This is a genomic window from Burkholderia sp. BE12 (assembly GCF_002959955.1).
In the GTDB taxonomy this organism is placed as follows: domain Bacteria; phylum Pseudomonadota; class Gammaproteobacteria; order Burkholderiales; family Burkholderiaceae; genus Burkholderia.
On sequence record NZ_PREY01000029.1, the window covers coordinates 15,836 to 42,068 of the forward strand.

25 protein-coding genes are annotated in these 26,233 nt (G+C 66.8%); 14 read left to right on the forward strand and 11 right to left on the reverse strand.

Annotated elements, in window-relative coordinates; genetic code table 11:
• Positions 1-13 precede the first annotated feature (13 nt).
• Positions 14-1,243: an NAD(P)/FAD-dependent oxidoreductase gene (locus C4B30_RS26725; protein WP_267896648.1), complete on the reverse strand. Its 1,230-nt coding sequence runs from the start codon at positions 1,241-1,243 to the stop codon at positions 14-16.
• Between the two features lie 121 nt (positions 1,244-1,364).
• Between C4B30_RS26725 and tsaD the strand changes: the two genes are divergently transcribed.
• Positions 1,365-2,405 carry a tRNA (adenosine(37)-N6)-threonylcarbamoyltransferase complex transferase subunit TsaD gene (gene tsaD / locus C4B30_RS26730; protein ID WP_105133137.1) on the forward strand — a complete coding sequence of 347 codons (1,041 nt, stop codon included), beginning with the start codon at positions 1,365-1,367 and terminating at the stop codon, positions 2,403-2,405.
• A 96-nt stretch (positions 2,406-2,501) separates the two neighbouring features.
• Here tsaD and folE2 read toward each other — a convergent pair whose 3' ends face one another.
• The 4 genes from folE2 to C4B30_RS26750 form a co-directional block, all read right to left on the reverse strand.
• A complete protein-coding gene (gene folE2, locus C4B30_RS26735; protein WP_105133138.1) occupies positions 2,502-3,311 on the reverse strand; it encodes a GTP cyclohydrolase FolE2 in 810 nt (269 codons plus the stop codon).
• 153 nt (positions 3,312-3,464) lie between these two features.
• The gene (dxs, locus tag C4B30_RS26740) at positions 3,465-5,369 is read right to left on the reverse strand and encodes a 1-deoxy-D-xylulose-5-phosphate synthase (protein ID WP_027782555.1); all 1,905 of its coding nucleotides are present in this window, start codon (positions 5,367-5,369) and stop codon (positions 3,465-3,467) included.
• 81 nt (positions 5,370-5,450) lie between these two features.
• The gene (locus tag C4B30_RS26745; protein WP_006479426.1) at positions 5,451-6,335 is read right to left on the reverse strand and encodes a polyprenyl synthetase family protein; all 885 of its coding nucleotides are present in this window, start codon (positions 6,333-6,335) and stop codon (positions 5,451-5,453) included.
• Positions 6,332-6,625 carry an exodeoxyribonuclease VII small subunit gene (locus tag C4B30_RS26750; protein ID WP_006479428.1) on the reverse strand — a complete coding sequence of 98 codons (294 nt, stop codon included), beginning with the start codon at positions 6,623-6,625 and terminating at the stop codon, positions 6,332-6,334. The genes C4B30_RS26745 and C4B30_RS26750 overlap by 4 nt, the downstream gene beginning before the upstream one ends.
• Positions 6,626-6,895: 270 nt before the next feature.
• Here C4B30_RS26750 and C4B30_RS26755 point away from each other — a divergent pair, with 270 nt between their 5' ends.
• Together C4B30_RS26755 and C4B30_RS26760 are read left to right on the forward strand one after the other, a co-directional pair.
• The gene (locus C4B30_RS26755) at positions 6,896-8,002 is read left to right on the forward strand and encodes an aromatic ring-hydroxylating oxygenase subunit alpha (protein ID WP_027782554.1); all 1,107 of its coding nucleotides are present in this window, start codon (positions 6,896-6,898) and stop codon (positions 8,000-8,002) included.
• A gap of 117 nt (positions 8,003-8,119) precedes the next feature.
• A complete protein-coding gene (locus C4B30_RS26760) occupies positions 8,120-8,989 on the forward strand; it encodes a sulfurtransferase (protein WP_105133139.1) in 870 nt (289 codons plus the stop codon).
• Between the two features lie 69 nt (positions 8,990-9,058).
• Here the strand turns inward: C4B30_RS26760 and C4B30_RS26765 are convergent, their stop codons facing one another.
• From C4B30_RS26765 to polA, 3 genes are all read right to left on the reverse strand, one after another.
• Positions 9,059-9,934, reverse strand: coding sequence for a dienelactone hydrolase family protein (locus C4B30_RS26765; RefSeq protein WP_027782552.1), 876 nt, complete (start codon positions 9,932-9,934; stop codon positions 9,059-9,061).
• A 360-nt stretch (positions 9,935-10,294) separates the two neighbouring features.
• Complete coding sequence (locus C4B30_RS26770; RefSeq protein WP_027782551.1) at positions 10,295-11,629, reverse strand: NAD(P)/FAD-dependent oxidoreductase; 1,335 nt, start codon at positions 11,627-11,629, stop codon at positions 10,295-10,297.
• A 279-nt stretch (positions 11,630-11,908) separates the two neighbouring features.
• A complete protein-coding gene (polA, locus tag C4B30_RS26775; protein WP_089501422.1) occupies positions 11,909-14,662 on the reverse strand; it encodes a DNA polymerase I in 2,754 nt (917 codons plus the stop codon).
• A 1-nt stretch (position 14,663) separates the two neighbouring features.
• On the opposite strand from polA, the gene C4B30_RS26780 reads away from it, so the two are divergent.
• On the forward strand, positions 14,664-15,422 hold the full coding sequence (locus tag C4B30_RS26780) for a TIGR00730 family Rossman fold protein (protein WP_027782549.1): 759 nt from the start codon (positions 14,664-14,666) through the stop codon (positions 15,420-15,422).
• Between the two features lie 380 nt (positions 15,423-15,802).
• Positions 15,803-16,093, forward strand: a complete 291-nt coding sequence (locus C4B30_RS26785) for a hypothetical protein (protein ID WP_027782548.1) — start codon at positions 15,803-15,805, stop codon at positions 16,091-16,093.
• Positions 16,094-16,207: 114 nt separating this feature from the next.
• Here the strand turns inward: C4B30_RS26785 and C4B30_RS26790 are convergent, their stop codons facing one another.
• Positions 16,208-17,734, reverse strand: a complete 1,527-nt coding sequence (locus tag C4B30_RS26790; protein WP_027782547.1) for an AMP nucleosidase — start codon at positions 17,732-17,734, stop codon at positions 16,208-16,210.
• Positions 17,735-17,863: 129 nt separating this feature from the next.
• On the opposite strand from C4B30_RS26790, the gene C4B30_RS26795 reads away from it, so the two are divergent.
• The 5 genes from C4B30_RS26795 (at position 17,864) to C4B30_RS26815 (ending at position 21,389) form a co-directional block, all read left to right on the forward strand.
• A complete protein-coding gene (locus tag C4B30_RS26795) occupies positions 17,864-18,259 on the forward strand; it encodes a hypothetical protein (RefSeq protein ID WP_027782546.1) in 396 nt (131 codons plus the stop codon).
• Positions 18,260-18,361: 102 nt separating this feature from the next.
• A complete protein-coding gene (locus C4B30_RS26800; RefSeq protein WP_105133140.1) occupies positions 18,362-19,360 on the forward strand; it encodes a homoserine kinase in 999 nt (332 codons plus the stop codon).
• Positions 19,351-20,160, forward strand: coding sequence for a BPSS1780 family membrane protein (locus C4B30_RS26805; protein WP_027782544.1), 810 nt, complete (start codon positions 19,351-19,353; stop codon positions 20,158-20,160). Before C4B30_RS26800 ends, C4B30_RS26805 begins: the two co-directional genes overlap by 10 nt.
• A gap of 202 nt (positions 20,161-20,362) precedes the next feature.
• A complete protein-coding gene (locus tag C4B30_RS26810) occupies positions 20,363-20,815 on the forward strand; it encodes a MarR family winged helix-turn-helix transcriptional regulator (RefSeq protein ID WP_027782543.1) in 453 nt (150 codons plus the stop codon).
• Positions 20,816-20,969: 154 nt separating this feature from the next.
• Positions 20,970-21,389: an organic hydroperoxide resistance protein gene (locus tag C4B30_RS26815; RefSeq protein WP_105133141.1), complete on the forward strand. Its 420-nt coding sequence runs from the start codon at positions 20,970-20,972 to the stop codon at positions 21,387-21,389.
• Positions 21,390-21,500: 111 nt separating this feature from the next.
• Here C4B30_RS26815 and C4B30_RS26820 read toward each other — a convergent pair whose 3' ends face one another.
• A complete protein-coding gene (locus tag C4B30_RS26820; RefSeq protein ID WP_080681241.1) occupies positions 21,501-21,677 on the reverse strand; it encodes a DUF3563 family protein in 177 nt (58 codons plus the stop codon).
• A gap of 76 nt (positions 21,678-21,753) precedes the next feature.
• Positions 21,754-22,863: an extracellular catalytic domain type 1 short-chain-length polyhydroxyalkanoate depolymerase gene (locus tag C4B30_RS26825; RefSeq protein WP_089501418.1), complete on the reverse strand. Its 1,110-nt coding sequence runs from the start codon at positions 22,861-22,863 to the stop codon at positions 21,754-21,756.
• Positions 22,864-23,124: 261 nt separating this feature from the next.
• On the opposite strand from C4B30_RS26825, the gene C4B30_RS26830 reads away from it, so the two are divergent.
• The 4 genes from C4B30_RS26830 to C4B30_RS26845 all read left to right on the forward strand — a co-directional run bounded on the left by C4B30_RS26830 (position 23,125) and on the right by C4B30_RS26845 (position 26,191).
• Complete coding sequence (locus C4B30_RS26830) at positions 23,125-23,823, forward strand: phosphatase PAP2 family protein (RefSeq protein WP_105133142.1); 699 nt, start codon at positions 23,125-23,127, stop codon at positions 23,821-23,823.
• A gap of 119 nt (positions 23,824-23,942) precedes the next feature.
• On the forward strand, positions 23,943-24,737 hold the full coding sequence (gene modA / locus C4B30_RS26835; protein ID WP_105133143.1) for a molybdate ABC transporter substrate-binding protein: 795 nt from the start codon (positions 23,943-23,945) through the stop codon (positions 24,735-24,737).
• Between the two features lie 10 nt (positions 24,738-24,747).
• A complete protein-coding gene (modB, locus tag C4B30_RS26840) occupies positions 24,748-25,425 on the forward strand; it encodes a molybdate ABC transporter permease subunit (RefSeq protein WP_027782538.1) in 678 nt (225 codons plus the stop codon).
• A 64-nt stretch (positions 25,426-25,489) separates the two neighbouring features.
• Positions 25,490-26,191 carry a sulfate/molybdate ABC transporter ATP-binding protein gene (locus tag C4B30_RS26845; protein ID WP_105133144.1) on the forward strand — a complete coding sequence of 234 codons (702 nt, stop codon included), beginning with the start codon at positions 25,490-25,492 and terminating at the stop codon, positions 26,189-26,191.
• The last annotated feature ends 42 nt before the right edge of the window (positions 26,192-26,233 follow it).

Genomic DNA, 26,233 nt, shown 5'->3' on the forward strand with positions numbered 1-26,233 from the left:
GCGGCGCCGGGCGTCACGCGGCTCGCGCGTACTCGGCCGCGGCCTGCCCGGCCGCCGTGCCGGACGCCCACGCCCACTGGAAGTTGTAGCCGCCGAGCCAGCCCGTCACGTCCACCGCCTCACCGATGAAGAACAGCCCCGGCACGCGTGCGCTCATCATCGTCGCCGACGACAGCTCCCGCGTATCGACCCCGCCCTTCGTCACTTCGGCCTTCTTGTAGCCTTCGGTGCCGTTCGGCGTCAGCATCCAGCCGGACAGCGCGTCGCCGATCTGGCGCAGTGTCTTGTCGGGCAAGTCCGCGAGCCGCGCGTCGGCCGCGACGCGATGCGTGTCGAGCCACGCATGCGCGAGGCGCGACGGCACCCAGTCGGCGAGCAGCGAACCGATCTGGCGCTTCGACGTGCGTTTCGCGTCGAGCAGGTCGGCCACCGTGTCGCGCTGCGGCAGCAGGTCGACGCGAATCGGATCGCCCGGCTGCCAGTAGCTCGAGATCTGCAGGATGCCCGGCCCGGACAGCCCGCGATGGGTCAGCAGCAGGTCCTCGACGAATTCGCCGCCGCGCTTTTTGTCGCCGGTCGAGACACGCACTTCGAGCGATACGCCGGACAGCGGCGCGAACGGCGCCCAATCCTGCGGCGCGAACGTCAGCGGCACGAGGGCCGGCCGCGTATCGACGAGCTTGTGGCCGAACTGCTTCGCGAGCCGGTAGCCGAAGTCGGTCGCGCCGATCTTCGGGATCGACAGACCGCCGGTCGCGACGATCAGCGCGCGCGCGCCGATCGGGCCGGCCTGCTGCGTGTCGAGCGTGAAGCCGTCGGACGGCGCATGGCGCACCGCATCGACGACGACGGGCCGGCGCCACGCGATGCCGCCTGCGTCGCACTCGTGTTTCAGCACGTCGATGATCGCATCGCTGCCGTGGTCGCAAAAGAGCTGACCCTTGTGCTTTTCGTGCCAGGTCACGTGATGGCGCTTGAGCAGCCCGAGGAAGTCGCGCGGCGTATAGCGCGCCAGCGCCGAGCGCGCGAAATGCGGATTCGACGACAGGTAGTTGTCGGGCCCGGCATACAGGTTCGTGAAGTTGCAGCGGCCGCCGCCCGAGATGCGGATTTTCTCGGCGAGCCGCGGCGCGTGATCGATCAGCACGACGCGGCGGCCGAGTTGCCCGGCGACCGCGGCGCTCATCATGCCGGCGGCGCCCGCGCCGATCACGGCGATGTCATAAGTTTCCATGGCGCGGATTGTACCTGCCCGACATCGGGGCCGGGCCGCTGCCGACGCCGGCCTGCCCCCGCCTGCTATACTTTCCGGTTACGTCGACCTATCTGCGGTGCGTCCGAAACGGCGCGCCCTGCCCGTACCCATGCTCGTTCTCGGCATCGAAAGCTCCTGCGACGAAACCGGCCTCGCGCTCTACGACACGCAGCGCGGCCTGCTCGCGCACGCGCTCCATTCGCAGATCGCGATGCACCGCGAATACGGCGGCGTCGTGCCCGAGCTCGCGTCGCGCGACCACATCCGCCGCGCGCTGCCGCTGCTCGAGGAAGTGATGGCGCAAAGCGGCACGCGCCGCGACGACATCGACGCGATCGCGTTCACGCAGGGCCCCGGCCTCGCCGGCGCGCTGCTGGTCGGCGCGAGCATCGCGAATGCGCTCGCGCTCGCCTGGAACAAGCCGACCGTCGGCATCCACCACCTCGAAGGCCACCTGCTGTCGCCGTTGCTGGTCGACGAGCCGCCGCCGTTCCCGTTCGTCGCGCTGCTGGTTTCCGGCGGCCACACGCAACTGATGCGCGTGACCGACGTCGGCGTCTACGAGACGCTCGGCGAAACGCTCGACGACGCGGCCGGCGAAGCATTCGACAAGACGGCGAAACTGATCGGCCTCGGCTATCCGGGCGGCCCCGAAGTATCGAAACTCGCGGAAACGGGCACGCCGGGCGCGGTCGTGCTGCCGCGCCCGATGCTGCATTCGGGCGATCTCGACTTCAGCTTCAGCGGCTTGAAGACCGCCGTGCTCACGCAGATGAAGAAATTCGAAGCGGCGAAGCTCGACGGCGAAGCACTCGAACGGGCAAAGGCCGATCTGGCACGCGGCTTCGTCGATGCGGCCGTCGACGTGCTCGTCGCGAAGTCGCTCGCCGCGCTGAAGACGACGAAGCTCAAGCGCCTCGTGATCGCGGGCGGCGTCGGCGCGAACCGCCAGTTGCGCGCGGCACTGTCGGCGGCCGCGGCCAAGCGCGGCTTCGACGTGCACTACCCCGATCTCGCGCTCTGCACCGACAACGGCGCGATGATCGCGCTCGCGGGCGCGCTGCGGCTCGGCCGCTGGCCCGAACAGGCGAATGCCGACTACGCGTTCACGGTGAAGCCGCGCTGGGATCTCGCGTCGCTCGCACGCTGAATCGCGCCACGCTCGGCCGCAAGCGGGAAAACAAAAAGGCAGCTCGGTTCGGTTCCGAGCTGCCTTTCTCGTTGGCGCGGCGAAACGCCGCGGCGTTCATGCAGCGTGCCGCTTGTCGCGCTCGATCAGCGCATACGCGCTGTGATTGTGGATCGACTCGAAGTTCTCGGCTTCGAGCACGTAGGCGACCACCCGCTCGTCCGCATCGAGACGCTGCGCGACATCGCGCACGAGATCCTCGACGAACTTCGGATTCTCGTAGGCACGCTCGGTGACGAACTTCTCGTCCGGACGCTTCAGCAGCCCCCACAGTTCGCAAGACGCTTCTTCTTCGGCGATGCGGATCAGCGCCTCGACCGGCAGATCGGCGGCCAGCTCCGCATCGATCGTCACGTGCGAGCGCTGGTTGTGCGCGCCGTATTGCGAGATCTTCTTCGAGCACGGGCACAGGCTCGTCACCGGCACGAGCACCTTCAGGAACAGACGCGTGTCGCCGTTGCGGCTTTCGCCCGCGAGCGTCACTTCATAGTCGAGCAGGCTCTGCACGCCCGACACCGGCGCGGTCTTGTTCACGAAGTACGGAAACGTGACTTCGATGCGGCCCGCCTCGGCTTCGAGCTTCGCGAGCATCGACGCGAGCATCTCGCGGAAGCGCTCGACCGTCAGCGGTGCGCGATTCTCCTCGAGCAGCGCGACGAAGCGCGACATGTGCGTGCCCTTCTGATCGGCAGGCAGACGGACGTCGAGGTTCCAGACGCCGACGGTCGGTTGCACGTCGCCGCTTTCGGTGCGCACCGTCAACGGATGCCGGACCGCCTTCACGCCCACGCGCTGAATCGGGATCTGACGGGTATCCACCGTGCTCTGCACGTCGGGCATCACGAAGGCGGGGTTCATCTGGTTCATCTTTGTTCAATCCTTGTAAGCCGCGCGTCCGACGACGCGCACGCCGCGTCACGCGGCTCGGAAAAGCAACATGGGCCCGCAGGCCCATGTTTTCCGCATCAATGAAGACCGGTTGCGCCAGTCGCACCGCCACCGCCCGCGGGCGGCGCCGGCTTACGCGACGCGCTTCGCCTGATCGGCGACATCGGCCGCCGGGCTCAGAAAGCGTTCGCGAATCGATTTCGCGATGCCCGCGCCGTCGAGGCCGCATTGCGACAGCAGCTTCGCGGGGTCGCCGTGATCGATGAACTGGTCAGGGAGGCCCAATTGTATTACGGGTCGGATAACCCCACTCTCCATCAGGGCTTCGACGCAGGCCGAGCCCGCGCCGCCCATCACGCAGCCTTCCTCGACCGTGACGAGGTAATCGTGCGTTTCGGCCAGCTCGCGCACGAGCGCCGCATCGACCGGTTTCACGAAGCGCATGTTCGCGACCGTTGCATCGAGCTCCTCGGCAGCGGCGAGCGACGGTGCGACCATCGTGCCGAACGCGAGGATCGCGACGCGCTTGCCTTCCGGCTGCGACGTCCGGCGACGCACTTCACCCTTGCCGAGCGGGATCTCGGTGAATTCCTTCACCGTCGCCACGCCCGTGCCCGCGCCGCGCGGATAGCGCACCGCGGTCGGGTTCGGTTGCTGCAGCGCCGTGTGCAGCATCTGGCGGCATTCGTTCTCGTCGGATGCGGCCATGACCGTCATGTTCGGGATGCAGCGCAGGAACGCGAGATCGTACGCGCCCGCATGCGTCGCGCCGTCCGCGCCGACGAGGCCCGCGCGGTCGATCGCGAATACGACCGGCAGATTCTGCAGCGCGACGTCGTGGATCAACTGGTCGTACGCACGCTGCAGGAACGTCGAGTAAATCGCCACGACGGGCTTCAGCCCTTCGGTCGCGAGACCGCCCGCGAACGTCACCGCGTGCTGCTCGGCGATGCCGACGTCGTAGTAGCGATCCTTGAAGCGCTTCTCGAATTCGACCATGCCCGAGCCTTCGCGCATCGCGGGCGTGATGCCGACCACGCGCGTATCGCGCTCGGCTTCATCGCACAGCCACTCGCCGAACACCTGCGTGTACGTCTTCTTCGCGGGCGTCGTCGAAGGCTTGATGCCTTCGGCCGGGTTGAACTTGCCGGGGCCGTGGTAGAGCACCGGATCGGCTTCGGCGAGCTTGTAACCCTGGCCTTTCTTCGTCACCACGTGCAGGAACTGCGGGCCGCGCAGTTCGCGGATGTTCTGCAGCGTCGGGATCAGCGAATCGAGATCGTGACCGTCGATCGGGCCGATGTAGTTGAAGCCGAATTCCTCGAACAGCGTGGCCGGCACGACCATGCCCTTTGCGTGCTCCTCGAGCTTGCGCGCGAGTTCGAGCACCGGGGGCGCCACGCTCAGCACGCGCTCGACGCCCGCACGCGCGGCCGCGTAGAAGCGGCCCGACATCAGGCGGGCGAGATGGCGATTCAGCGCGCCGACCGGCGGCGAGATCGACATGTCGTTGTCGTTCAGGATCACGAGCAGCTTCGCATCTTCCGACACGCCCGCGTTGTTCATCGCCTCGAACGCCATGCCGGCCGTCATCGCGCCGTCGCCGATCACCGCGATCGAGAAGCGATCGTCGCCGTTCAGCTGGCTGCCGATCGCCATGCCGAGCGCGGCCGAGATCGACGTGCTCGAGTGCGCGGTGCCGAACGTGTCGTATTCCGACTCGCTGCGGCGCGGGAAGCCCGAGATGCCGTCGTACTGACGCAGCGAATGCATCTGGTCGCGGCGGCCCGTCAGGATCTTGTGCGGGTAGGTCTGGTGGCCCACGTCCCAGACGATGCGATCGTTCGGCGTGTTGAACACGTAGTGCAACGCGATCGTCAGCTCGACCGTCCCGAGGTTGGACGACAAGTGGCCGCCCGTCTTCGACACGCTGTCGAGCACGAACGCGCGCAGTTCATCCGCGAGCGGTTGCAGTTGGCGACGATCGAGGCGGCGCAAATCCGCCGGGTCGTCGATGGTTTTCAGCAAGTCGTACATCGTCGTTCCATTGTAGGAAATCAAACGCGCCCGCATTCTTTTGCGCGCACCGTGACAGGTGCGCGGCGGCGGGCTTTCGCGTCAGCTGACCCGGTTCACTACCAGGTCGGCAAGTTCGGCGAGACGCTGTGCGCGTGCGCCGAACGGTTTCAGCGCGTCGTGCGCTTCGGCACGAAGCTGCGCTGCCAGCTCGCGCGACGCCTCGAGACCGAGGATCGATACATAGGTCGGCTTGTCGTTCGCCGCGTCCTTGCCGGCCGTCTTGCCGAGCGTCGCCGAATCGGTCGTGACGTCGAGAATGTCGTCGACGACCTGGAACGCCAGACCCACGGCCCCCGCGTACACATCCAGCGCCGCCATCGTTTCCGCCGAAGGCGTCTCGCCGGCCAGTGCGCCCATCCGCACGGCCGCGCGCAGCAATGCGCCCGTCTTCATCCGGTGCATCGTCTCGAGCTGTTCGCGCGTCAGCTTCAGGCCGACGCTCGCCAGATCGATCGCCTGCCCGCCGGCCATGCCGATCGAGCCGCTCGCGAGCGCCAGCTCGCGCACGAGTGCCGCCTGCTGCACCGGCGACAGCGCATCGGCATCGGTCAGTGCCACGAACGCCTGCGATTGCAGCGCGTCGCCGACCAGCAGCGCCGTCGGCTCGTCGTACTGCACGTGCACGGTGGGCTTGCCGCGACGCAGCGCGTCGTCGTCCATGCACGGCATGTCGTCGTGCACGAGCGAGTAGACGTGGATCATCTCCAGCGCCGCCGCCGCGGCGTTGCGTGCCGCCTCCGTCGCACCGGTCAGCTCGCCTGCTGCATGGCACAGCAGCGGGCGAACGCGTTTGCCGCCACCGAGGACCGCGTAGCGCATCGCCTCGTGAAGTTTCGCGGGCATCGCTGTTTCGGCCGGCAGATAGTGGCCGAGTGCGTCCTCGACACGGTCAAGCACGGACCGCATCCATTGTTCGAATGTCATAGATCGTCGTCTTCGCCGTCCGTGGCGGCCGTTCCGGACGAAAGCGGCTTCAGCGTCGCGCCGTCGAGCACGCGAACCTGCTGCTCCACTTTCTCAAGCTGCTGTTGGCAAAACGCAACGAGGGTCGCACCGCGGCGATACGCCGCCAGCGAATCCTCGAGGCTCAACGCGCCGCCTTCCATCCGGGCAACCAGCGTCTCGAGTTCCGCGAGCGCCATCTCGTAATTGTCCGGCAACGGTTCGGTGCCATTGCCGGGCGGCGTGGCGCCTGGGGATGCGGTTTTCGCCATGGACGAGGGTGTCAAATTTCAAAACAAGTCGGACATTCTACGGCAAAAGAGAATTTTCCGACCTGCCGTCGTGGGCGCCCGCGCACAAATCCGGCCCCATCTCCGATGCACAGTGTGCGCCTTTCGATGATCGCCCGACAAAAAATTGACACAAATCAGGCACTTAATCCTAGCCTTGCGAGGCGAACCGGGTATAATTCCCCGTTTCCCTAAATCGATTTTTCGATGGTTGGGTTGTTCACTGCTTTCACGCTAACACCGGGAGTGGGAATGTCCAATCTGAGCGATGCGCTTCAGTTGAAGTCGGCCCACAGCCAGCTTCCAGTCACTGCATATTTCGATGAGGCGCTACTCGAGCGCGAGATCGAAACCCTCTTCAAGAAAGGACCTCGTTACGTCGGGCACGAGTTGATGGTGCCCGAGGCGGGGGACTATTTTGCGCTGCCGTCCGAGAAGGAAGGCCGCGTGCTGGTCCGTAACCAGACGAACCAGATCGAACTGCTGTCGAACGTGTGCCGCCACCGGCAGGCGATCATGCTCAACGGGCGCGGCCATGCGCAGAACATCGTGTGCCCGCTGCACCGCTGGACGTACGATCTGGAAGGCCAGCTGCTCGGCGCGCCGCACTTCCCCGACAAGCCGTGCCTGAACCTCGGCAAGAGCCCGCTGCAGAACTGGCAGGGGCTGCTGTTCGAGGCCGAGGGCCGCAACGTCGCGCGCGACCTCGCCCATCTCGGCACGAAGCATCACTTCGACTTCGCCGAGTACCAGTTCGATCACGTCGAAGTGCACGAGTGCGATTACAACTGGAAGACGTTCATCGAGGTCTACCTCGAGGATTATCACGTCGTCCCGTTCCACCCGGGCCTCGGCAGCTTCGTGTCGTGCGACGATCTCAAATGGGAGTTCGGCGACTGGTACAGCGTGCAGACGGTCGGCGTGCACAACGCCCTCGCGAAACCGGGCAGCACGACTTACCAGAAATGGCACGAGCAGGTGCTGAAGTTCCGCAACGGCGTACCGCCGGAGTTCGGCGCGATCTGGATGGTCTACTACCCGGGCCTGATGATCGAGTGGTATCCGCACGTGCTGGTCGTGTCGTGGCTGATTCCGCGCGGGCCGCAGAAGACGACCAACATCGTCGAGTTCTATTACCCCGAGGAAATCGCGCTGTTCGAACGCGAATTCGTCGAGGCCGAGCGTGCCGCCTATATGGAAACGGCCGTCGAGGACGACGAGATCGCGATGCGGATGGACGCAGGCCGCCGTGCGCTGATGGCCCGCGGCGAATCGCAAGTGGGCCCGTACCAGAGCCCGATGGAAGACGGCATGCAGCACTTCCACGAGTTCCTGCGCCGCCACCTCGGCGACCTCTGACAGCGGGTGCGGCGCTTTGACGCCGCGCGGCCGCCGGCAAACGAAAAGACGGGCTTCGGCCCGTCTTTTTTTGTTTAGACTTGGAGTGTCAGGCCATTTGCACTCCAGGGAGCCGTCATGCCACACACTCATTACACCACGCTCATTTCCGCCGCCAATCTCGCCGAGCGCCTGGCCGCGGCGCCCGGCAGCGTCGCGCTGTTCGACTGCCGCTTCGATCTCGTCGATCCCGGCGCCGGCGAAGCCGCCTACGCGGCCGGCCACCTCCCCGGCGCGCACTATCTTCATCTCGACCGCGATCTGTCGGGCCGCAAGACGGGCACCAACGGCCGCCATCCGCTGCCGACCCGCGACGCGCTCGCCACGCTGCTCGCCAGCCGCGGTCTCAAGCAGGGTCAGCAGGTCGTCGCGTACGACGCGCAAGGCGGCGCGTATGCGGCGCGCCTGTGGTGGCTGCTGCGCTGGCTCGGCCACGATTCGGTTGCCGTGCTCGACGGCGGCCTGCAGGCCTGGGAAGCGGCCGGCCAGCCGCTGACGACCGACGTGCCGCAACCGGCCGCCGGCGACTTCCGCTCGGCCACGCCGCTCGAATCGACGGTCGACGCCGCGACCGTGCTCGCGAACGTATCGTCGCCCGCGCGCGTCGTGATCGATGCACGCGCACCGGATCGCTATCGCGGCGAAAATGAAACGATCGATCGGGTGGGCGGCCACATTCCCGGTGCGCGCAACCGCTTCTTCAAGGACAACCTGGCCGCCGACGGCCGCTTCAAGACCGGCCATGAATTGCGCGAGGCATTCGCCACCGTGCTGGCCGGCACCGAGCCGAACCGCGTGATCCTGCAATGCGGCTCCGGCGTCACCGCATGCCACAACGCGCTGGCACTGGAAGTGGCGGGCCTGCACGGCGCGTCGCTGTACCCGGGCTCGTGGAGCGAATGGAGCGCCGATCCGTCGCGGCCGATCGCGACCGGCCCGAATCCTTGAGCACCCGCGCGGCGCGACGATGACGATGCGGCGGCCGATGCCGCGGCGGCAGTTGCCGCCGCTTGTCGTTTACATCACGCCGTACTTGTGGAACCACTCGATCGCGCGCTTCCAGCCGTCCTCGGCATCGCCTTTCACGTAACTCGGCCGGTAATCGGCGAAGAACGCGTGACCGGCGTCCGGATACACGACGATCTCCGATTCGCGCGCGAGCTTCGAATCACTCGTCTGAATCGCCTTGCGCATGTCCGCGAGCGACGCCTGCGTGATGTTCTGATCCTTCTCGCCGTATAGCCCGAGCACGGGCACCTTCAGCAACGACGCGTGGTCGACCGGATTGAACGGCGTCATCTCGTCGGTCTTGCCTTCGACGAACCCGTACCACGCCACGGCGGCCCGCACGTGCGGATTGTGTTCCGCATAGAGCCACGCCTGTCGGCCGCCCCAGCAGAACCCGGTCACGCCGAGACGCGTCAGGTCGCCGCCGTTCTTGCCGGCCCACGCGACGGTCGCATCGAGATCCTCGGTGACCTGCCGGTCCGGCACCTTGCTGATGATGTGGTCGTAAAGCTCCTTCATCGTCGGATACTTCGCCGCGTTGCCCTGCCGGGCGAACAGGTCGGGCGCGATCGCGAGATAGCCGAGCTTCGCGAAGCGCCGGCACACGTCGGCGATATGCGCGTGCACGCCGAAGATCTCGTGAATCACGATGACGACCGGCAGGTTCGTCTTGTCGACCGGCTGGGCGCGATAAGCCGGCACGCTCGCATCGCCCGAGCGGATCTCGATGGTGTCGACGTCCAGCCCGGTGCTGTCGGTCGTGACCGTCTGCGCCGACACGGGCAGCACGGCCGCCGCGAAGGTGCCGCCCAGCGCGGCCTGCATGAACTTGCGGCGCGAGAACGGGACATGGGGGACCAGGCTGTCGACTTCGGGTTTCAACATGAATGCACTCCTCGATTGGGCGCCGCCGTCACGATCGCGGATACGGCATGACGGGGCATCGCACCGGCGTGCGGCGCGGATGTCGCGGCGGTTGGCACGCCGCCGCGAACGAAAACCCGGACAAGATGCCCAATAATCCGTTGTCGCGTCAACTGTCAGATGTGTAAGACTCGATTACGACGCGTGGCGGCGATCGGATCGACATGGCGCGGCAGCCTGCCGGCGGCCTGCCGAATCACCGCGTGGCTGCGCATATCGACGTACATCGCGCGACCCAATTCTTGCGAATCGAAAAGAAAAACGGGCGGCGAACCCGCACGACATGCGCATTCTCCACCCGCCCCACACGCGAGTACGCGATCAGTGCAGCTTGACGCGCGGCAACGTCGTGCGCCGCAGCCAGTGCGCGACCGTATCGAGGATCATCCGCGGATAACCGTGCAACGCCGCGACGTGCAGCCGGTACAGCGACATGTACATGAAGCGCGCGAACAGCCCTTCGATCAGCATGTTGCCGCCGATCAGCCCGCCCATCAGGTTGCCGACCGCGCTGAAGTGACCGAGCGACACGAGCGAACCGAAATCGCGATACGTGAATTCGGGCAGCGGACGCCCTTCGAGCCGGCAGCCGATCGCCTTCAGCAGGAAACTCGCCTGCTGGTGCGCCGCCTGCGCGCGCGGCGGCACGTTGCGTTCGTTGCCGGGCCATGCGCAGGCCGCACAATCGCCGAGCGCGAACACGTTGTCGTCGGTGAACGTCTGCAGCGTGCGGCGCACGTCGAGCTGCCCGAGCTTGTTGACCTGGAGGCCGTCGAGATGCGAGAGCACGGACGGCGCCTTGATGCCGGCCGCCCAGACCGTCAGGTCAGCGCGCACCGCCTTGCCGCTCGCGGTATGCACGAACCCGGGCGCCACCTCGGTCACGCGCTCGCCGAGCATCAGCCGCACGCCGAGCTTCTCCAGCAGTTCGGCCGTCGCGCCCGACACGCGCTCCTGCAGTGCCGGCAGAATCCGCGGCCCCGATTCGATCAAAACGATGCCGACGTCGTGGCGCGGATCGAGCTTGTGCAGCCCGTACACCGACAGCACCTGCGCGGTGTTGCGCAGTTCCGCGGACAACTCGACGCCCGTCGCGCCGCCGCCAACGATCACGACCTGGATGCGCGGCTCGGCCGACTCGCCCGGCGCGGTCGGTGCCGGCGCCTGGTGCTCGGCGCGCATGCATGCCGCGATCAGCCGCTTGCGGAAGCGCTCCGCCTCCCCGACCGTGTCGAGTGCGATCGCGTTTTCCGGGGCGCCCTGCACGCCGAAGAAGTGGGTCGTGCTGCCGATCGCGATCACGAGCGTGTCGTATTCCAGCTCGCGTGCCGGCAACAGTTCCGCGCCGTCGCTGTCGTTGAGGGCCGACAGCGTGAGACGCTTCGCCGCGCGGTCGAGCCCGGTCAGCTCGCCCTGCTGGAACTCGAAGCCGTGCCAGCGCGCCTGCGCCGCATATTCGAGTTCCTGCGTGAACGGGTCCATGCTGCCGGCCGCGACCTCGTGCAGCAGCGGTTTCCAGATGTGCGTCGGATTGCGGTCGACGAGCGTGACAAGCGCACGCGCGGGACGATTGCCGCGCGCGCCGTAACGATCGCCGAGCCGCGTCGCCAGTTCCAGGCCGCCCGCGCCGCCGCCTACGATGATGATCCGATGCATCTGATTCCCCCCTTTGCGATTCGAAACTGCTGCCGCCGGATGAAGCAAACGCGATGCACTCGCGCCGCCCGGTGGATTAACCGGTTCGGACATCATCGATGTGCAGTTCGAAGCACTTCGATGCGGCCGATCCGGAACGCGGGGCGCGCCGCCTCGCGTCAATGACATGACCGACATGCATTGTCCGGGAGCTTGCGCGTTGACCACAAGCAAACCATCTCGATATTCAGCATCCCTGCAACAATATGCCGCGGGAAACGGGAACCGCTCGGGGGTGCGTCAGTGTGCCTCTTCCCAGTTCGCGCCGGCACCTACTTCGGCGACCAGCGGCACCTTCAGCTTCGCGACGCCGCACATCATTTCCGGCAATTTCTCGCGCACGAGCGACAGCTCGCTTTCGGGCACCTCGAGCACCAGTTCATCGTGCACCTGCATGATCATCCGCGATGCAAGCCCGTCGCGCGTGAGCCAGTCGTCCACCGCGATCATCGACAGCTTGATCAGGTCGGCCGCCGTGCCCTGCATCGGTGCATTGATGGCCGCGCGCTCGGCCGCCTGGCGGCGCGGGCCGTTGCCGCCGTTGATCTCGGGCAGCCACAGGCGGCGACCGAAAACGGTTTCGACGTAGCCCTTCTCCTTCGCCGTCGCGCGCGTGTCTTCCATGTACTGCGCGACGCCCGGATAGCGGGTGAAATAGCGGTCGATATAGAGCTTCGCCGCGTCGCGCGTGATGCCGAGGTTCGACGCGAGCCCGAACGCGCTCATCCCGTAGATGAGCCCGAAGTTGATCACCTTCGCGATCCGGCGCTGGTCGGAATTGACCTCCAGCGGCGTCACGCCGAACACTTCGGCGGCCGTCGCGCGGTGGATGTCCTCGCCCTGCGCGAACGCGCGCAGCAGCGATGCGTCGCCCGAGATATGGGCCATGATCCGCAATTCGATCTGCGAATAGTCGGCCGACACGATCCGGTGGCCCGGCGATGCGATGAACGCCTCGCGGATGCGCCGGCCTTCGGCCGTGCGCACCGGAATGTTCTGAAGATTGGGATCGTTCGACGCAAGTCGGCCCGTCACCGCGACCGCTTGCGCATAGTTCGTGTGCACGCGGCCGGTGGTGGGGTTCACCATGCGCGGCAGCTTGTCGGTATAGGTCGACTTCAGCTTCGACAGCCCGCGATGCTCGAGCAGCAGCTTCGGCAGCGGATAATCCTCGGCCAGCTTCTGCAGCACTTCCTCGTCGGTCGACGGCGCGCCGCTCGGGGTTTTCTTCACGACCGGCAACTGCAGCTTCTCGAAGAAGATCTGCCCGATCTGCTTCGGCGAGCCGAGATTGAATTCGCCGCCCGCCAGTTCGTACGCCTGCCCTTCGAGCTCGATCAGACGCGTCGCGATTTCGGTGCTCTGCGCCTGCAGGCGCGCATCGTCGATCAGCACGCCCGTGCGCTCCATCTTGCGCAGCACGAGCGACACCGGCATCTCGATCTCGCGATACACGCGCTCGAGGCCCGGCTCGCGCGCGACCTGCGGATACAGCACGTGATGGAGCTGCAGCGTGATGTCGGCGTCTTCGGCTGCGTATTCGGCGGCCTGCGCGAGCGCCACGTCGTCGAACCCGATCTGCTTCGCGCCCTTGCCTGCCACGTCCTCGTACTTGATCGTCTTGACGCCCAGATGACGCAGCGCGAGGCTGTCCATGTCGTGCGTGCGGTGCGATTCGACCACGTACGATTCGAGCAGCGTGTCGTGCTCGATGCCGTTCAGCGCGATGTCGTAGTTCGCGAGCACCTGTGCGTCGTACTTCAGGTGCTGGCCGACCTTCTTGCGATCGGCCGATTCGAGCCACGGCTTCAGGCGCGCGAGCACGTCGTCGAGCGGAAGCTGCTCGGGCATGTCGGGGCCGCGGTGCGCGACCGGCAGGTAGGCTGCCTTGCCCGGCTCGACCGAGAACGACAGGCCGACGAGCCGCGCGAGCATCGGATCGAGCGCGGTGGTCTCGGTGTCGAACGCGGTCAGCGCGGCCGCGTCGATCTTCGCGAACCATGCGTCGAACTGTTCCCAGGTCTGGATCGTGTCGTATTCGCGCACGACGTCGGCCGGGATCACCGGGGCCGGCTCGCCTTCCGGCGCATCGGCGCCGCCGCCTTCCGCGGGCGCGCTGTCGACTTCGCGCAGCCAGGTCTTGAAGCCGTAGCGCGCGAAGATGTCGCGCAACAGGTCGCGCGCCTCGCCATCGCTCTTCAGCGATGCCTCGATCGATTCGAGATGCGGTGCGAGATCGCAGGCCGTCTCGACCGTCACGAGCTGGCGGCCGAGCGGCAGGAAATCGAGCGCGCGGCGCAGGTTGTCGCCGACCACGCCCTTGATGTCGGCCGCGTGTTCGATCACGCCGTCGAGGCTGTCGTATTGCGACAGCCATTTCACGGCCGTCTTCGGCCCGCATTTCTCGACGCCCGGCACGTTGTCGACGGTGTCGCCGATCAGCGCGAGGTAGTCGATGATCCGCTCCGGCGGCACGCCGAACTTCGCGATCACGCCGCCGCGGTCGAGCGTCTCGTTGGTCATCGTGTTGACGAGCGTGACGCGGTCGGTCACGAGCTGCGCGAGATCCTTGTCGCCGGTCGACACGATCACGTTCATCCCGTGCCGTTCGGCCTCGCGCGCGAGCGTGCCGATCACGTCGTCGGCCTCGACGCCTTCGACCATCAGCAGCGGCCAGCCGAGCGCGCGCACCGCGCCGTGGATCGGCTCGACCTGCAACGCGAGATCGGGCGGCATCGACGGACGGTTTGCCTTATAGTCGGCATAAAGGTCGTCGCGGAACGTCTTGCCCTTTGCATCGAACACGCAAGCGCTATACTCTGCACTGACTTCCTTGCGCATACGGCGCAGCATGTTGATGATTCCGTAGAGCGCTCCGGTGGGCTCCCCGCCAGGGCCACGCAAATCAGGCATCGCATGGTAAGCCCGATACAGATAGCTCGAACCGTCAACCAATAGCAGGGTCTTACCTTCCAGATTTCGTTCTTCAGGCATTATGAACAAGAGAAAAGTGATTCCGAGTCTGCGTTCGCTCGCAGATCAAGAACGCGCGACGGCCAAGAAGGCGCGCGCATCGTGGCAGATGTTCACGATTATGGCAGAGTTTATCGAGGCGACCGAGTACCTCTCGGAGATCCGCCCGGCCGTCAGCATCTACGGTTCTGCCCGCCTCAAACCCGACACGCCGCACTACAAGCTCGCCGCGCAGATCGCGCGCAAGCTGTCGGACGCCGGCTTCGCCGTGATCTCCGGCGGCGGCCCCGGCATCATGGAAGCCGCGAACAAGGGTGCGCACGCCGGCAAGGCGCCGTCGGTCGGCCTGAATATCGAGCTGCCGCACGAGCAGGCCGGCAACCACTATCAGGACATCTCGCTGCGCTTCCGCCACTTCTTCACGCGCAAGGTCACGTTCGTGAAGAACTCGGATGCGGTGATCGTGATGCCGGGCGGCTTCGGCACGCTCGACGAACTGTCCGAAGTGCTCACGCTGATCCAGACGAAGAAGTCGCGCCTCGTGCCGATCATCCTCGTCGGCAGCGACTTCTGGCAGGGGCTGCTGCAATGGTTCCGCGATCAACTGATTCCGATGGGCCTGATCAATCCGGAAGACATGGATCTGATGCAGGTGATCGACGATCCCGACCAGGTGCTCGACGCGGTGCTCGCGTTCTACGAGGACAGCGGCGAGGAAGAAGGCTCGGACGAGGAAGATCATCCGCCGCGCCCGGAAGAAGACCGGATGTTCTATCTGTAACCGGTCAGTGACGACAGCCGGCCCAACGGCCGGCGTCGTGCTTTTCACGCAACGGGCCTCGCGATCCGGCGGGCCGCCGGGCGGAAGTTTGTAACGCGCCGTTAATGCCCGTTCGCCGCCGCGCGCGGTCGAATGTCAAATCCCCGCGGTCGGCGCTGCGCGATGTGGCGAGATCAGCCATACCGGCGGCCGCCACTGTCAAATGGATGGCCCGTCGCGCGCCTGCGCGCCGCCAATCCTCCGTAATAATCACGACTCGCGTTTTCCATCGCACGGCAGCACACTGCATCGTGTCGGCGCGGCGTTCCCCCGGTGGAACGGTCCCCCTCGCTTCCATCGCGTCGCGTCGGCTCCTTCATCACGACACCACGGAAAAGAACATGCAACGCTCGCTGATCGCCCTCGCTTTCGCCGGCCTCGGCCTTTCGCTGTCCGGCCTCGCTCACGCCGTCAACGTCGACGTCAACATCGGCACGCCCGCGCCGGTCGTCGTCGCACCCGCGCCCGTCGTGGTCGCTCCGGCGCCGGCGGTCATCGTCGGCTGGCACGGCGACCGCTACTGGGACGGCCGCCGCTACTGGGAACGCCGCGAGTGGGAAGATCATCAACGTTATCGCGGCCATGGCGGCTATCACTGCCCGCCGGGGCACGCGAAAAAGGGCGAGTGCTGAGCGCCCAAGCACGGGGCCATCCGGCCTTCGCACCGACACGAAAAGAACGAGGCCGCACGCGAACGCGAGTTCGCGTGCGGCCTTTGTCGTGATGGACGCCGTTGCGCCGTGTCGTTACTGGAACGCCACTTCCGCGAAGCTTCTCAGCTTGCGGCTATGCAGCTTGTCGAGCCCGTTCGTGCGCAGGACCTCCATCGCTTTCACGCCGATCTGCAGATGCTGGTCGACTTGCCCGCGATAGAACGTGTCGGCCATGCCCGGCAGCTTCAGCTCGCCGTGCAGCGGCTTGTCCGAGACGCACAGCAACGTGCCGTACGGCACCCGGAAGCGGAAGCCGTTCGCGGCGATCGTCGCGCTTTCCATGTCGAGCGCAATCGCGCGGCTCTGCGACAGCCGCTGCACGGGCTCGCGATGGTCGCGCAGTTCCCAGTTGCGATTGTCGACGCTCGCGACGGTGCCGGTGCGCATCACGCGCTTCAGTTCCGCGCCCTCCAGCCGCGTGACCTCGGCCACGCCGCGCTCGAGCGCGAGCTGCACTTCGGCCAGCGCAGGGATCGGCACCCACAGCGGCAGGTCGGCGTCGAGCACGTGATCCTCCCGCACGTAACCGTGCGCGAGCACGTAGTCGCCGAGACGCTGCGTGTTGCGCAGCCCCGCGCAGTGACCGAGCATCACCCACGCGTGCGGACGCAGCACCGCGATGTGATCGGTGATCGTCTTCGCGTTCGACGGGCCGACGCCGATGTTGACCATCGTGATCCCGCTGCCGTCCGCGCGCTTGAGGTGATACGCGGGCATCTGCGGCAGGCGCGGCGGCGCGGTGCCCTCGGCCGGTTCGCCGCCGAGGTTCGCGTTGTACGTGACGACGTCGCCCGGCTCGACGAACGCGCTGTACTCGCTGCGGTACGCGCGCACCTCGGGATCGTCGCTCTCCGTCATCATCGCGCGGCCGAGCTTCACGAACTCGTCGATGTAGAACTGGTAGTTCGTGTAGAGCACGTAGTTCTGGAAGTGCGTGGGCGACGTCGCCGTGTAGTGGCGCAGCCGGTGCAGCGAGAAGTCGACGCGTGCGGCCGTGAACAGCGCGAGCGGATGCGGCTCGCCCGGCGCCGGCTCGAACGTGCCGTTGACGATGCGGTCGTCGAGATACGACAGGTCGGGCGTGTCGAAGATGTCGCGCATCGCGAGCAGGCGGTCGCGATCGAGTTCGCCCTCGAGATGAATGCCTTCCGGAAACGCGAAATGGATCGGAATCGGCTGCGACGACACGCCGATCTCGATCTTCACATGGTGGTTCTTCGACAGCAGGCGCAGTTGCTCGCGGTAGTAGTTCGCGAAGAGATCGGGGCGCGTGACCGTCGTCTCGAATACGCCGGGGCCCGCGACGAACCCGTATGAACGGCGCGAATCGACGTGCGTGTTGACGTCGGTGCGGATCCGCACGAACGGGTAGCACGCGCGCACGTGCTCGGTAATCGCTTCGTGGCGGCGATAGCGCGCAAACGCATCGCGCAGGAAGCCCGTATTCGTGTCGTAAATGGCGGACAGCCGCGCGACGGCGGCGATCGGATCGTCGAAAGCCTCGACCGACGGGCTTTCGGGCGTCAGCACATGGTGCCGGCGGCTCAAATCGTTCTTCATTTTCATCACCTCGTCAGATCCGACGACATTACCACGGAACCCGGTCGCCTTTATGGCTGCCCCTGCGCACGCGGGGGCCGGACGGCGCGCAGTATTTGCTAAAATCGGTAGGTTCACTGGAGACTCATCATGAAGCCGCTCATTTTCGTCGCCGCTGCCGTCGCGTTTGCCGCCGCCAGCGTCGCTCACGCCGCCGGCGGCACGCCTGACGCCGACGCGCAGGCCCGGGCCGAGGCCAACGAAGCCGCCGGCCTGCCCGATCTCCGCAAGATCAACCGGCCGGGCGCCGAAGTCACGTCGAAAGTGGACTTCGCCGACATCCGCCGCACGCCGAGCTTCCACGAAAAAAGCAAGAACGGCACCGAAGTCACCGAGTACCGCGACCGCGGCAAGCCGGTCGAGATCGACGTGAAGTCGAACTTCGGCACGCGCTACCAGATGAGCTCGACGCCCGACACGTCGCCGAAGCCGCACGACGCGGGCGTCCCGATCACGCGCCTGCCGTCGCTGAACCTGCGCTACTGATGATTCCGTGGCGCGGCGCACCGATCGCGCCGCGCCGCCCCTTCACCTGCTGTCGCGATGCACGCCGCCCGCGTGCCGACACCCTGACCTCACGCATCCCGCATGGCCGTTTTCACCGCTGTTTCCGACTCCGATCTCGCGCAATGGATGCGCCACTATGAACTGGGCGACGTGCTTGCGTTCCGCGGCATTCCGTCCGGTATCGAAAACAGCAATTTCTTCCTGACGACGACGCGCGGCGAATACGTCCTCACGATCTTCGAAAAGCTCACGGCGCAGCAGCTGCCGTTCTACCTCGACCTGATGCGCCACCTGGCCGCCCACGGCGTGCCGGTGCCGGACCCGGTCCCGCGCGACGACGGCGCGTTGTTCGGCGAGCTGCACGGCAAGCCGGCCGCGATCGTCACGAAGCTCGACGGCGCGGCCGAACTCGCGCCCGGGATCGAACACTGCATCGAGGTCGGGCAGATGCTCGCGCGCCTGCACCTCGCGGGGCGCGACTATCCGCGCAGCCAGCCGAATCTGCGCAGCCTGCCGTGGTGGCAGGAGAACGTGCCGGCCATCGTGCCATTCGTCACGGACGCGCAACGTACGCTGCTCGAAGGCGAGCTCGCGCACCAGGCCGGCTTCTTCGCGTCGGACGACTATGCGGCGCTGCCGGCCGGGCCGTGCCATTGCGACCTGTTCCGCGACAACGTGCTGTTCGCCCACGCGGCGCCCGGCACCGGCCACGACGTACGGCTCGGCGGCTTCTTCGACTTCTACTTCGCGGGCTGCGACAAGTGGCTGTTCGACGTGGCGGTGACCGTCAACGACTGGTGCGTCGATCTCGCGACCGGCGTGCTCGACGTCGCGCGCGCCGACGCGCTGCTGCGCGCATACCAGACGGTCCGGCCGTTCACGGCCGAGGAGCGCCGCCACTGGAGCGACATGCTGCGCGCCGGTGCGTACCGCTTCTGGGTGTCGCGCCTGTACGACTTCTACCTGCCGCGCGCGGCCGAGATGCTCAAGCCGCACGACCCCGGTCATTTCGAACGCATTCTGCGGGAGCGTATCGCGCATACGCCCGCGCTTCCCGAGATCCAAACCGCATGCAACTGATCGAAGTGCCCGCCAAAACGGGCTATGTCTGGTTCCGTCAAGGCATCTGGCTGTTCCGCCGGAATCCGCTCGCGTTCATCACGCTGTTCTTCACGTACCTGCTCGCCATTACGCTGGTGTCGCTGGTGCCCGTGATCGGCGCGGCGCTGCCGCTGGTGTTCATTCCCGGCATCGCGGTCGGTTTCATGGCCGCGTGCCGCGACACGGTGGCCGGCAAGACGGTGATGCCGACGATCCTAGTCGACGGCTTTCGCTCGTACGGCGCCGTCGCGACCCAGCGGCTGCTCGCGCTCGGCGTGATCTACGTCGCGTCGATGGTGCTGGTGTTCGCCGCTTCGTCGTTCGTGGACGGCGGCGCGCTGTTCCACGTGATGATGGGCGCGGCCGACGAGGCAAACACGACGCCCGAGACGCTGGCTGCCCAAGGCACGCTCGGCGCGCTGTTCTTCGCGACGCTGCTCTATCTGCCGGTCGCGATGCTGTTCTGGTTCGCGCCGGTGCTGGTCGCGTGGCATGACGTCCCGCCCGCGAAGGCGCTGTTCTTCAGCGTGGTCAGTTGCTGGCGCAATCGCGGCGCGTTCATCGTGTACGGCGTGCTGTGGTTCAGCGTCGCGCTCGGCACGTCGCTCGCGCTGTCGCTGCTGCTGCAGGCGCTCGGCGCCGGTGCGTATGCGCTGACGATCATGATGCCGGTGACGATCATCATCGTCACGATGCTGTACTGCTCGTTCTACGCGACCTATCGCGGCTGCTTCGGCGTACAGGAACCGGGCGCGACCACGACGATGTCGGGCCGCTGACTCTTCTTCCGGCCGGCGCGTGTCGCCGGCCGTCATGCCGTTTCTCGCGTCGGGTCGTCGCCCGGCGCGCGTTTGGTCGTCCCCCTTTTTTCGGTATCGACCGCCTCCGGTCGTCTCGGGTCGCCCCTGTTCAACGCGATCTTTTGCGCGCAAAATAATTTGCGTACAAATCGTTCGCGCAACCATCGCGCTTCCCCGAATCATGGATCGCCTGCCTCCGCTGCCCCAGACGCTCGACGAGCAACTGTGCTTCGCGCTTTACTCGACTTCGCACGCGATGACGAAGGCGTACAAGCCGCTGCTCGACAAGCTGTCGCTGACCTACCCCCAATATCTCGCGATGCTCGTGCTGTGGGAACGCGACGACATGGCCGTGAAGGACGTCGCCGCGCGGCTCGACCTCGATCCGGCCACGGTCACGCCGCTGCTCAAGCGGCTGGAAGCGCTCGGTTACGTGGAGCGCGTGCGCAGCGCGACTGACGAGCGCGTCGTCAACGTGCGCGTGACGCCGGAAGGCCGTGCGCTGAAGGATCGCGCGCGCTCGGTGCCCGCCGACCTCTTTTGCGCGATGCAGCAAACGCCCGAATTCCTGATCAGGCTGCGCGCCGATCTGCAGCAGTTGCGCGACGCGCTGTCGGTGGCCAACGACCGCTGACGCGCAAGCGCCGACCGACTCGCCCGGCGCCGCCGGGTTTTTCTTGCAAATTTCATTTGCACACTAATGATTTGTGTTCTATATTTTCCTCGTGGCCGACGACACCCCGTCTTACCGGCCCGCTTTTTCCTCTCTTCCCGACAGGAGCTGCACGATGAACATTCTGTACAAGACCAGCGCCACGAGCACGGGCGGCCGCGACGGCCGCGCGGTATCCGCCGACCACAAGCTGGAAGTGAAGCTGGCCGCGCCCCGCGAACTCGGCGGCACGGGTGCGGAAGGCACGAATCCGGAGCAACTGTTTGCCGCAGGTTACTCGGCCTGTTTCCTGAGTGCGATGAAATTCGTCGCGGGCCAGAACAAGCAGACGCTGTCGGCCGATACGCAAGTCATGGCGGAAGTGGGCATCGGCCCGAACGATGCCGGCGGCTTCGGGCTCGACATCGAGCTGCGCGTGTCGCTGCCGGGGTTCGACAAGGCCGACGCGCAGGCGCTGGTCGACAAGGCGCACCACGTGTGCCCGTATTCGAACGCCACGCGCAACAACGTACCGGTGCGCCTGACGGTCGTCTGACGCGACGCAGATTCGGCAAAATGCAAAAAAGGCGCGTGCGGCATGGTGCCGCACGCGCCCTTTTTTGCGCGAATCGTCGAAATGGCGGGCCGGCAGGCCCGCGTGCGCCGCTTAGCGTGCGCCGATCGAATACGGGCGGTTCAGCGCCGCGTCGCGATCGATCTTGCGCATGCGGAATTCGAGGTCGTAAATATCGGTGGCTTCGGCCAGGTACGCGTCGGCGCGCTCTTTCGCGGCCTTTTCAGCATTCTTGGTCAGCATCAGGAAGAGGTGGCTCAGCAGGTACATGTTCGATCTCGCAAAGGTTCTATGACTAGGGTTTTCCCGAATTATAGGGAAAACCCTAGTCTTTGGCCAGCGTCAATCAAACGATGCGTCGTTCGGCCGCCACAGTGCGCTGATTGGCGGCAAAAAAGGCCCAGATCATCGCACTTGCGTCGGGGCCGACTGCCGCGTGAAACGGCACGGCTTCGTCGCCGCCGGCCCACGCGTGATCGAGCCCTTTCACGTGGCAAAGCCGCACTACCGGCTCGCCGTCGCGGCACACGTCGGTAATCTGGGCGCCGGTTTCGCGCGTCTCGACCCGCTCGCCGCCGCGCAACGCGCCCCGGCTGTCGGCGAGGCCGTTCAGGCGCATGAACTGCACGGTCAGTTGATCGGCATTCTTCGGCGCGACGACCCGATCGCCGTCGCCCTGGACGATCAGCGCGGGCATGCCCGGATACGCGCCGGCTTCGACCAGCGCATCGACCGCCGCGGCCGGATTCTCCCGCAGGCCGCGCCGCATCACGTCCATCGCGGCGATGCCGGAATTCGCCTCGCCGAGCGCGGGGCCGGAGTGCAACGCGACCGCCGCGAAGCGCTCCGGATGGTGCAGCGCAAGAAGCGATGCGAGGCCCGCGCCGGCCGACAGGCCCGCGACGTAGACGCGCGATGCGTCGAAGCCGTGCTCATCGACCAGCGCGTCGACCAGTGACGCCACCGCGTCCGCCTCGCCCCGCCCCGCACGATCGGTGTCCTCGTACCAGTGCCAGCAACCATGCGCGTGCGCGCGCAACGACTGCTCGGGATACAGCACCGCGAAGCCGTGCTTGTCGGCCAGCAGGTTCATCCGCGTGCCCTGCGCGAATTCGTCGACGGACTGCTGGCAGCCGTGCAGCATCACGACGAGCGGCATCGCGCCACGCCGGCGGCCGGGCGGCACGTAAAGCCCATACGCGAGATTCTGGACGAGGCGGCCGAGCGCGGGCGCCATCGGATGTTCGCCGCGCGTCCACTCGCCCGCCGCCCATGCGGCCGCGCGCGGCCGTACGCGCGATTCGCGTGGCGGGGACGGATCGGACACGGCTGGCGAGGCCGCAGCCTCGAGTGCGTCGCGGGTGATGCGCTGCGCATCGCGCGCCGCTCGCTTGGCGGCCGGAGACAGCATGCGTTTCACGCCGCCCAGCCACACCTTGGTCAGACTTTTGGTCATCGATCGGGCTCGCAGTCAGGAAAAAATAGGGGCGCTATCAGAGCGCCGTAACGGATGCATCGTTCGACTTTGTGCAATGCACCATAACATTGTTTCCAGGATTTTTCCTGCACGCCGATCGTTCCCGGCGGCGATGCAAAAACGGGCCTCATGCGGACGCGGCGCTATACTGGGGCTTGGTCGCTTGTATCCGTTGTAGTCGTTCTTCCCGGCTCGCGCGTTGATTTAAGCATTCTCCCCGCCTTCGTTCGCCCCTTCCCGATGTTCGACTTGCCCGCTCACCTGTGGATCATGATCACCGCGTTCGGCGGCGCCGGCCTGACCTTGCCGCTCGCGATCACGATCGCCGTCTGGCTCGCGCTCGGCTACTCGTGGCAGCGCGCGGCCGCGTGGCTCGGCGTGCTCGCGGCCGCGATCGGCGTGGTGGCGCTCACGAAGATCGCATTCCTCGGCTGGGGCATCGGCATCCGCGCGTGGGATTTCACCGGGTTCAGCGGGCATGCGATGCTGTCGACGTCGGTGTATCCGGTCGCGATTTTCCTCGCGCTGATCCGCACGCGCACGCCGGTGCGGATCGCCGGCATCGCGCTCGGGCTCGCGGCCGGCGTCGCGGTCGGCGTGTCGCGGGTCGCGCTCGACGCGCATTCGCCGTCCGAATCGGTCACCGGCTGCATCGTCGGCGCGATCGCCGCCCTCGCGTTCATCGCCGGCTCGTGGCGCGCGACGCCGCACCGCTGGTCGGTGCCGGCGGTCGTCGCGAGCCTCGCCCTCGTCACCGTGGCGCTGCACGGCCTCACGGTGCCGTCGCACCGTTGGGTCACCCAGGTCGCGCTGCAACTGTCGGGCCACGAGCGCCCGTTCGTCCGCGCGCGCTGGAAGGCCAACCCGAACTACCACCCCGCCTCGCAGCCGTCATCGCTGCAGCGCACCGAATCGGCACCGCATACGCTTCACGCGTGACGGTTACCCCTTTTTACGTCTGACCATTTCATGCGCACCGTCGCATGAGCAGTATGTCGAGCGTTATAACCCACCCTATATTACGATTACGGTTTCCACCCATTCAAAACGAATTCGCCATGCGCTCATCCGTCCGTCCGCTTCGCCGCGCCCTGCTTCGCCTGCTGCCGATCGCCACGCTTGCCGCCGGGGTCGCGTTCAGCGCGCCTGCTTCCGCCGCCGACGAACTGGTCGTGTCGGCGGCCGCCAGCCTGACGAATGCGTTCAAGGCGGTCGGCGACGCGTACGAGAAGCAGCATCCCGACACCAAGGTGCTGTTCAACTTCGGCGCATCGGACGTGCTGATGCAGCAGATCGCCAAGGGCGCGCCGGCCGACGTGTTCGCGTCGGCCGACCAGAAGGCGATGGATCGCGCGGTGAGCGAGAAGGTGATCGTGCCCGGCACGCGCCGAGATTTCGCCGCGAACTCGCTCGTGCTGATCGTGCCGGCGGACAGCCACGCGGCCGCGCCGACGTCGCTGAACGACCTGACCGCGCCCGGCGTGAAGCGCATCGCGTACGGCGACCCGGCCTCGGTGCCGGTCGGCCGCTACACCGAGGGCGCGCTGCGCGCGGCCGGTGTGTGGGACGCCGTCAGCGCGAAGGGCGTGCTGGCGGCCAACGTGCGCCAGAGCCTCGACTACGTCGCGCGCGGCGAGGTCGACGCGGGCTTCGTGTTCGGCACCGACGCCGCGATCATGCCGGGCCGCGTGAAAGTCGCGCTGACGGTGCCGACCCAGACGGCCATCACCTACCCGATCGCCGTGGTCAAGGACAGCCGCCACGCCGCGCAGGCGCAGTCGTTCATCGATTTCGTCGCGTCGCCGCAGGGCCAGGCCGTGCTGTCGACGTTCGGCTTCAAGCCCGCCAAGTGAGCGTATCGCGATGCAAGACGCCTGGGTCCCGCTGCTGCTGTCGCTGAAGGTTGCCGGCTGGGCGACCGCGCTCGACATCGTGCTCGGCGTCGCGGCCGCGTTCGTGCTCGCGCGGTGGCGCTCGCCGCTGCGCGACGTCGTCGATTCCGTGCTGACGCTGCCGCTCGTGCTGCCGCCGACGGTGCTCGGCTATTACCTGCTCGTGCTGCTCGGCCGGCGCGGCGTATTCGGCGCATGGCTCGACAAGCTCGGCATCGAGCTGGTGTTCACGTGGCAGGGTGCGGTGATCGCGTCGATGGTCGTCGCGTTTCCGCTGATCCTGAAATCGGCGCGCGCGGCGTTCGAGGGCGTCGATCCGCATCTGGAGCGCGCCGCGCGCACGCTCGGGCTCGGCGAAGTCGCGGTGTTTTTCCGCGTGACGCTGCCGCTCGCCGCGCGCGGGATCCTCGCGGGGGCGCTGCTCGCGTTCGCGCGCGCGCTCGGCGAATTCGGCGCGACGCTCATGATCGCCGGCAACCTGCCCGGCCGCACGCAGACGCTGTCGGTCGCGATCTACGCGGCCGTGCAGGCCGGCGACGACGGCACGGCCAACTTCCTCGTGCTGGTGACGTCGATCACCTGCGTGCTCGTGCTGCTCGCGACCGGCTGGCTCGTGCCGTCGCGCGCCCGGCGGAGCCAGCTGACATGAAGCGCCCGTCCCGTCCGTATCGCCGGCGTCGCCAGGCGGCCGGCCTGCTTCGGCGGAGGGTCGAATGAGCATCGTCGTCGATATCCGCAAGACCTATGCGAACGCCGAGCGCCGCTTCACGCTCGACATGTCGTTCACGGCGACGACGCAGCGCGTCGTGCTGTTCGGACCGTCGGGCGCGGGCAAGAGCATGACGCTGCAGGCGATCGCCGGACTGCTGACGCCCGACGAAGGCACGATCGCGCTGAACGGCGAGCCGCTGTTCGACGCCGCGCGCCGCATCGACGTGCCGACCCGCGAACGCCGTGTCGCGTACCTGTTCCAGGACTACGCGCTGTTTCCGCATCTGAACGTGCGGCAGAACATCGCGTTCGGGCTCACGTCCGGGCTGCGCAACCCGCGCGCGAAGACGGCGCCGCCGGAGGTCGCGTACTGGCTGCGCGCGTTCGACCTCGAATCGCTCGCGGGGCAATATCCGTCGCAGTTGTCGGGCGGGCAGAAGCAGCGCGTGGCGCTGGCGCGCGCGCTGGTCGCGCAGCCGCGCATCCTGCTGCTCGACGAACCGTTCGCAGCGCTCGACGGCGCGATGCGCCAGCGCATGCGTCATGAGCTCGCCGAATTGCAGGCGCGGCTCGACATCCCGATGGTGCTGATCTCGCACGATCCCGACGACGTCGCCGCCTTCGGCGATCAGGTCGTGCAGTTGAGCGAAGGACGCGTGCGGGCGAGCGCGCCGCACGCCGAGTGGCCGACGCGCGTCACCTGAACGCGCGAGGCCGTGGTCGTGACCGTGGCGCTGGCCGCCACG

Excerpts from the sequence above, each read along its gene's own strand:
- tsaD (WP_105133137.1), top strand. The coding sequence starts at position 1,365 with ATGCTCGTTCTCGGCATCGAAAGCTCCTGCGACGAAACCGGCCTCGCG.
- folE2 (WP_105133138.1), bottom strand. The coding sequence starts at position 3,311 with ATGAACCAGATGAACCCCGCCTTCGTGATGCCCGACGTGCAGAGCACG.
- dxs (WP_027782555.1), bottom strand. The coding sequence starts at position 5,369 with ATGTACGACTTGCTGAAAACCATCGACGACCCGGCGGATTTGCGCCGC.
- C4B30_RS26745 (WP_006479426.1), bottom strand. The coding sequence starts at position 6,335 with ATGACATTCGAACAATGGATGCGGTCCGTGCTTGACCGTGTCGAGGAC.
- C4B30_RS26750 (WP_006479428.1), bottom strand. The coding sequence starts at position 6,625 with ATGGCGAAAACCGCATCCCCAGGCGCCACGCCGCCCGGCAATGGCACC.
- C4B30_RS26755 (WP_027782554.1), top strand. The coding sequence starts at position 6,896 with ATGTCCAATCTGAGCGATGCGCTTCAGTTGAAGTCGGCCCACAGCCAG.
- C4B30_RS26760 (WP_105133139.1), top strand. The coding sequence starts at position 8,120 with ATGCCACACACTCATTACACCACGCTCATTTCCGCCGCCAATCTCGCC.
- C4B30_RS26765 (WP_027782552.1), bottom strand. The coding sequence starts at position 9,934 with ATGTTGAAACCCGAAGTCGACAGCCTGGTCCCCCATGTCCCGTTCTCG.
- C4B30_RS26770 (WP_027782551.1), bottom strand. The coding sequence starts at position 11,629 with ATGCATCGGATCATCATCGTAGGCGGCGGCGCGGGCGGCCTGGAACTG.
- polA (WP_089501422.1), bottom strand. The coding sequence starts at position 14,662 with ATGCCTGAAGAACGAAATCTGGAAGGTAAGACCCTGCTATTGGTTGAC.
- C4B30_RS26780 (WP_027782549.1), top strand. The coding sequence starts at position 14,664 with ATGAACAAGAGAAAAGTGATTCCGAGTCTGCGTTCGCTCGCAGATCAA.
- C4B30_RS26785 (WP_027782548.1), top strand. The coding sequence starts at position 15,803 with ATGCAACGCTCGCTGATCGCCCTCGCTTTCGCCGGCCTCGGCCTTTCG.
- C4B30_RS26790 (WP_027782547.1), bottom strand. The coding sequence starts at position 17,734 with ATGAAGAACGATTTGAGCCGCCGGCACCATGTGCTGACGCCCGAAAGC.
- C4B30_RS26795 (WP_027782546.1), top strand. The coding sequence starts at position 17,864 with ATGAAGCCGCTCATTTTCGTCGCCGCTGCCGTCGCGTTTGCCGCCGCC.
- C4B30_RS26800 (WP_105133140.1), top strand. The coding sequence starts at position 18,362 with ATGGCCGTTTTCACCGCTGTTTCCGACTCCGATCTCGCGCAATGGATG.
- C4B30_RS26805 (WP_027782544.1), top strand. The coding sequence starts at position 19,351 with ATGCAACTGATCGAAGTGCCCGCCAAAACGGGCTATGTCTGGTTCCGT.
- C4B30_RS26810 (WP_027782543.1), top strand. The coding sequence starts at position 20,363 with ATGGATCGCCTGCCTCCGCTGCCCCAGACGCTCGACGAGCAACTGTGC.
- C4B30_RS26815 (WP_105133141.1), top strand. The coding sequence starts at position 20,970 with ATGAACATTCTGTACAAGACCAGCGCCACGAGCACGGGCGGCCGCGAC.
- C4B30_RS26820 (WP_080681241.1), bottom strand. The coding sequence starts at position 21,677 with ATGTACCTGCTGAGCCACCTCTTCCTGATGCTGACCAAGAATGCTGAA.
- C4B30_RS26825 (WP_089501418.1), bottom strand. The coding sequence starts at position 22,863 with ATGACCAAAAGTCTGACCAAGGTGTGGCTGGGCGGCGTGAAACGCATG.
- C4B30_RS26830 (WP_105133142.1), top strand. The coding sequence starts at position 23,125 with ATGTTCGACTTGCCCGCTCACCTGTGGATCATGATCACCGCGTTCGGC.
- modA (WP_105133143.1), top strand. The coding sequence starts at position 23,943 with ATGCGCTCATCCGTCCGTCCGCTTCGCCGCGCCCTGCTTCGCCTGCTG.
- modB (WP_027782538.1), top strand. The coding sequence starts at position 24,748 with ATGCAAGACGCCTGGGTCCCGCTGCTGCTGTCGCTGAAGGTTGCCGGC.
- C4B30_RS26845 (WP_105133144.1), top strand. The coding sequence starts at position 25,490 with ATGAGCATCGTCGTCGATATCCGCAAGACCTATGCGAACGCCGAGCGC.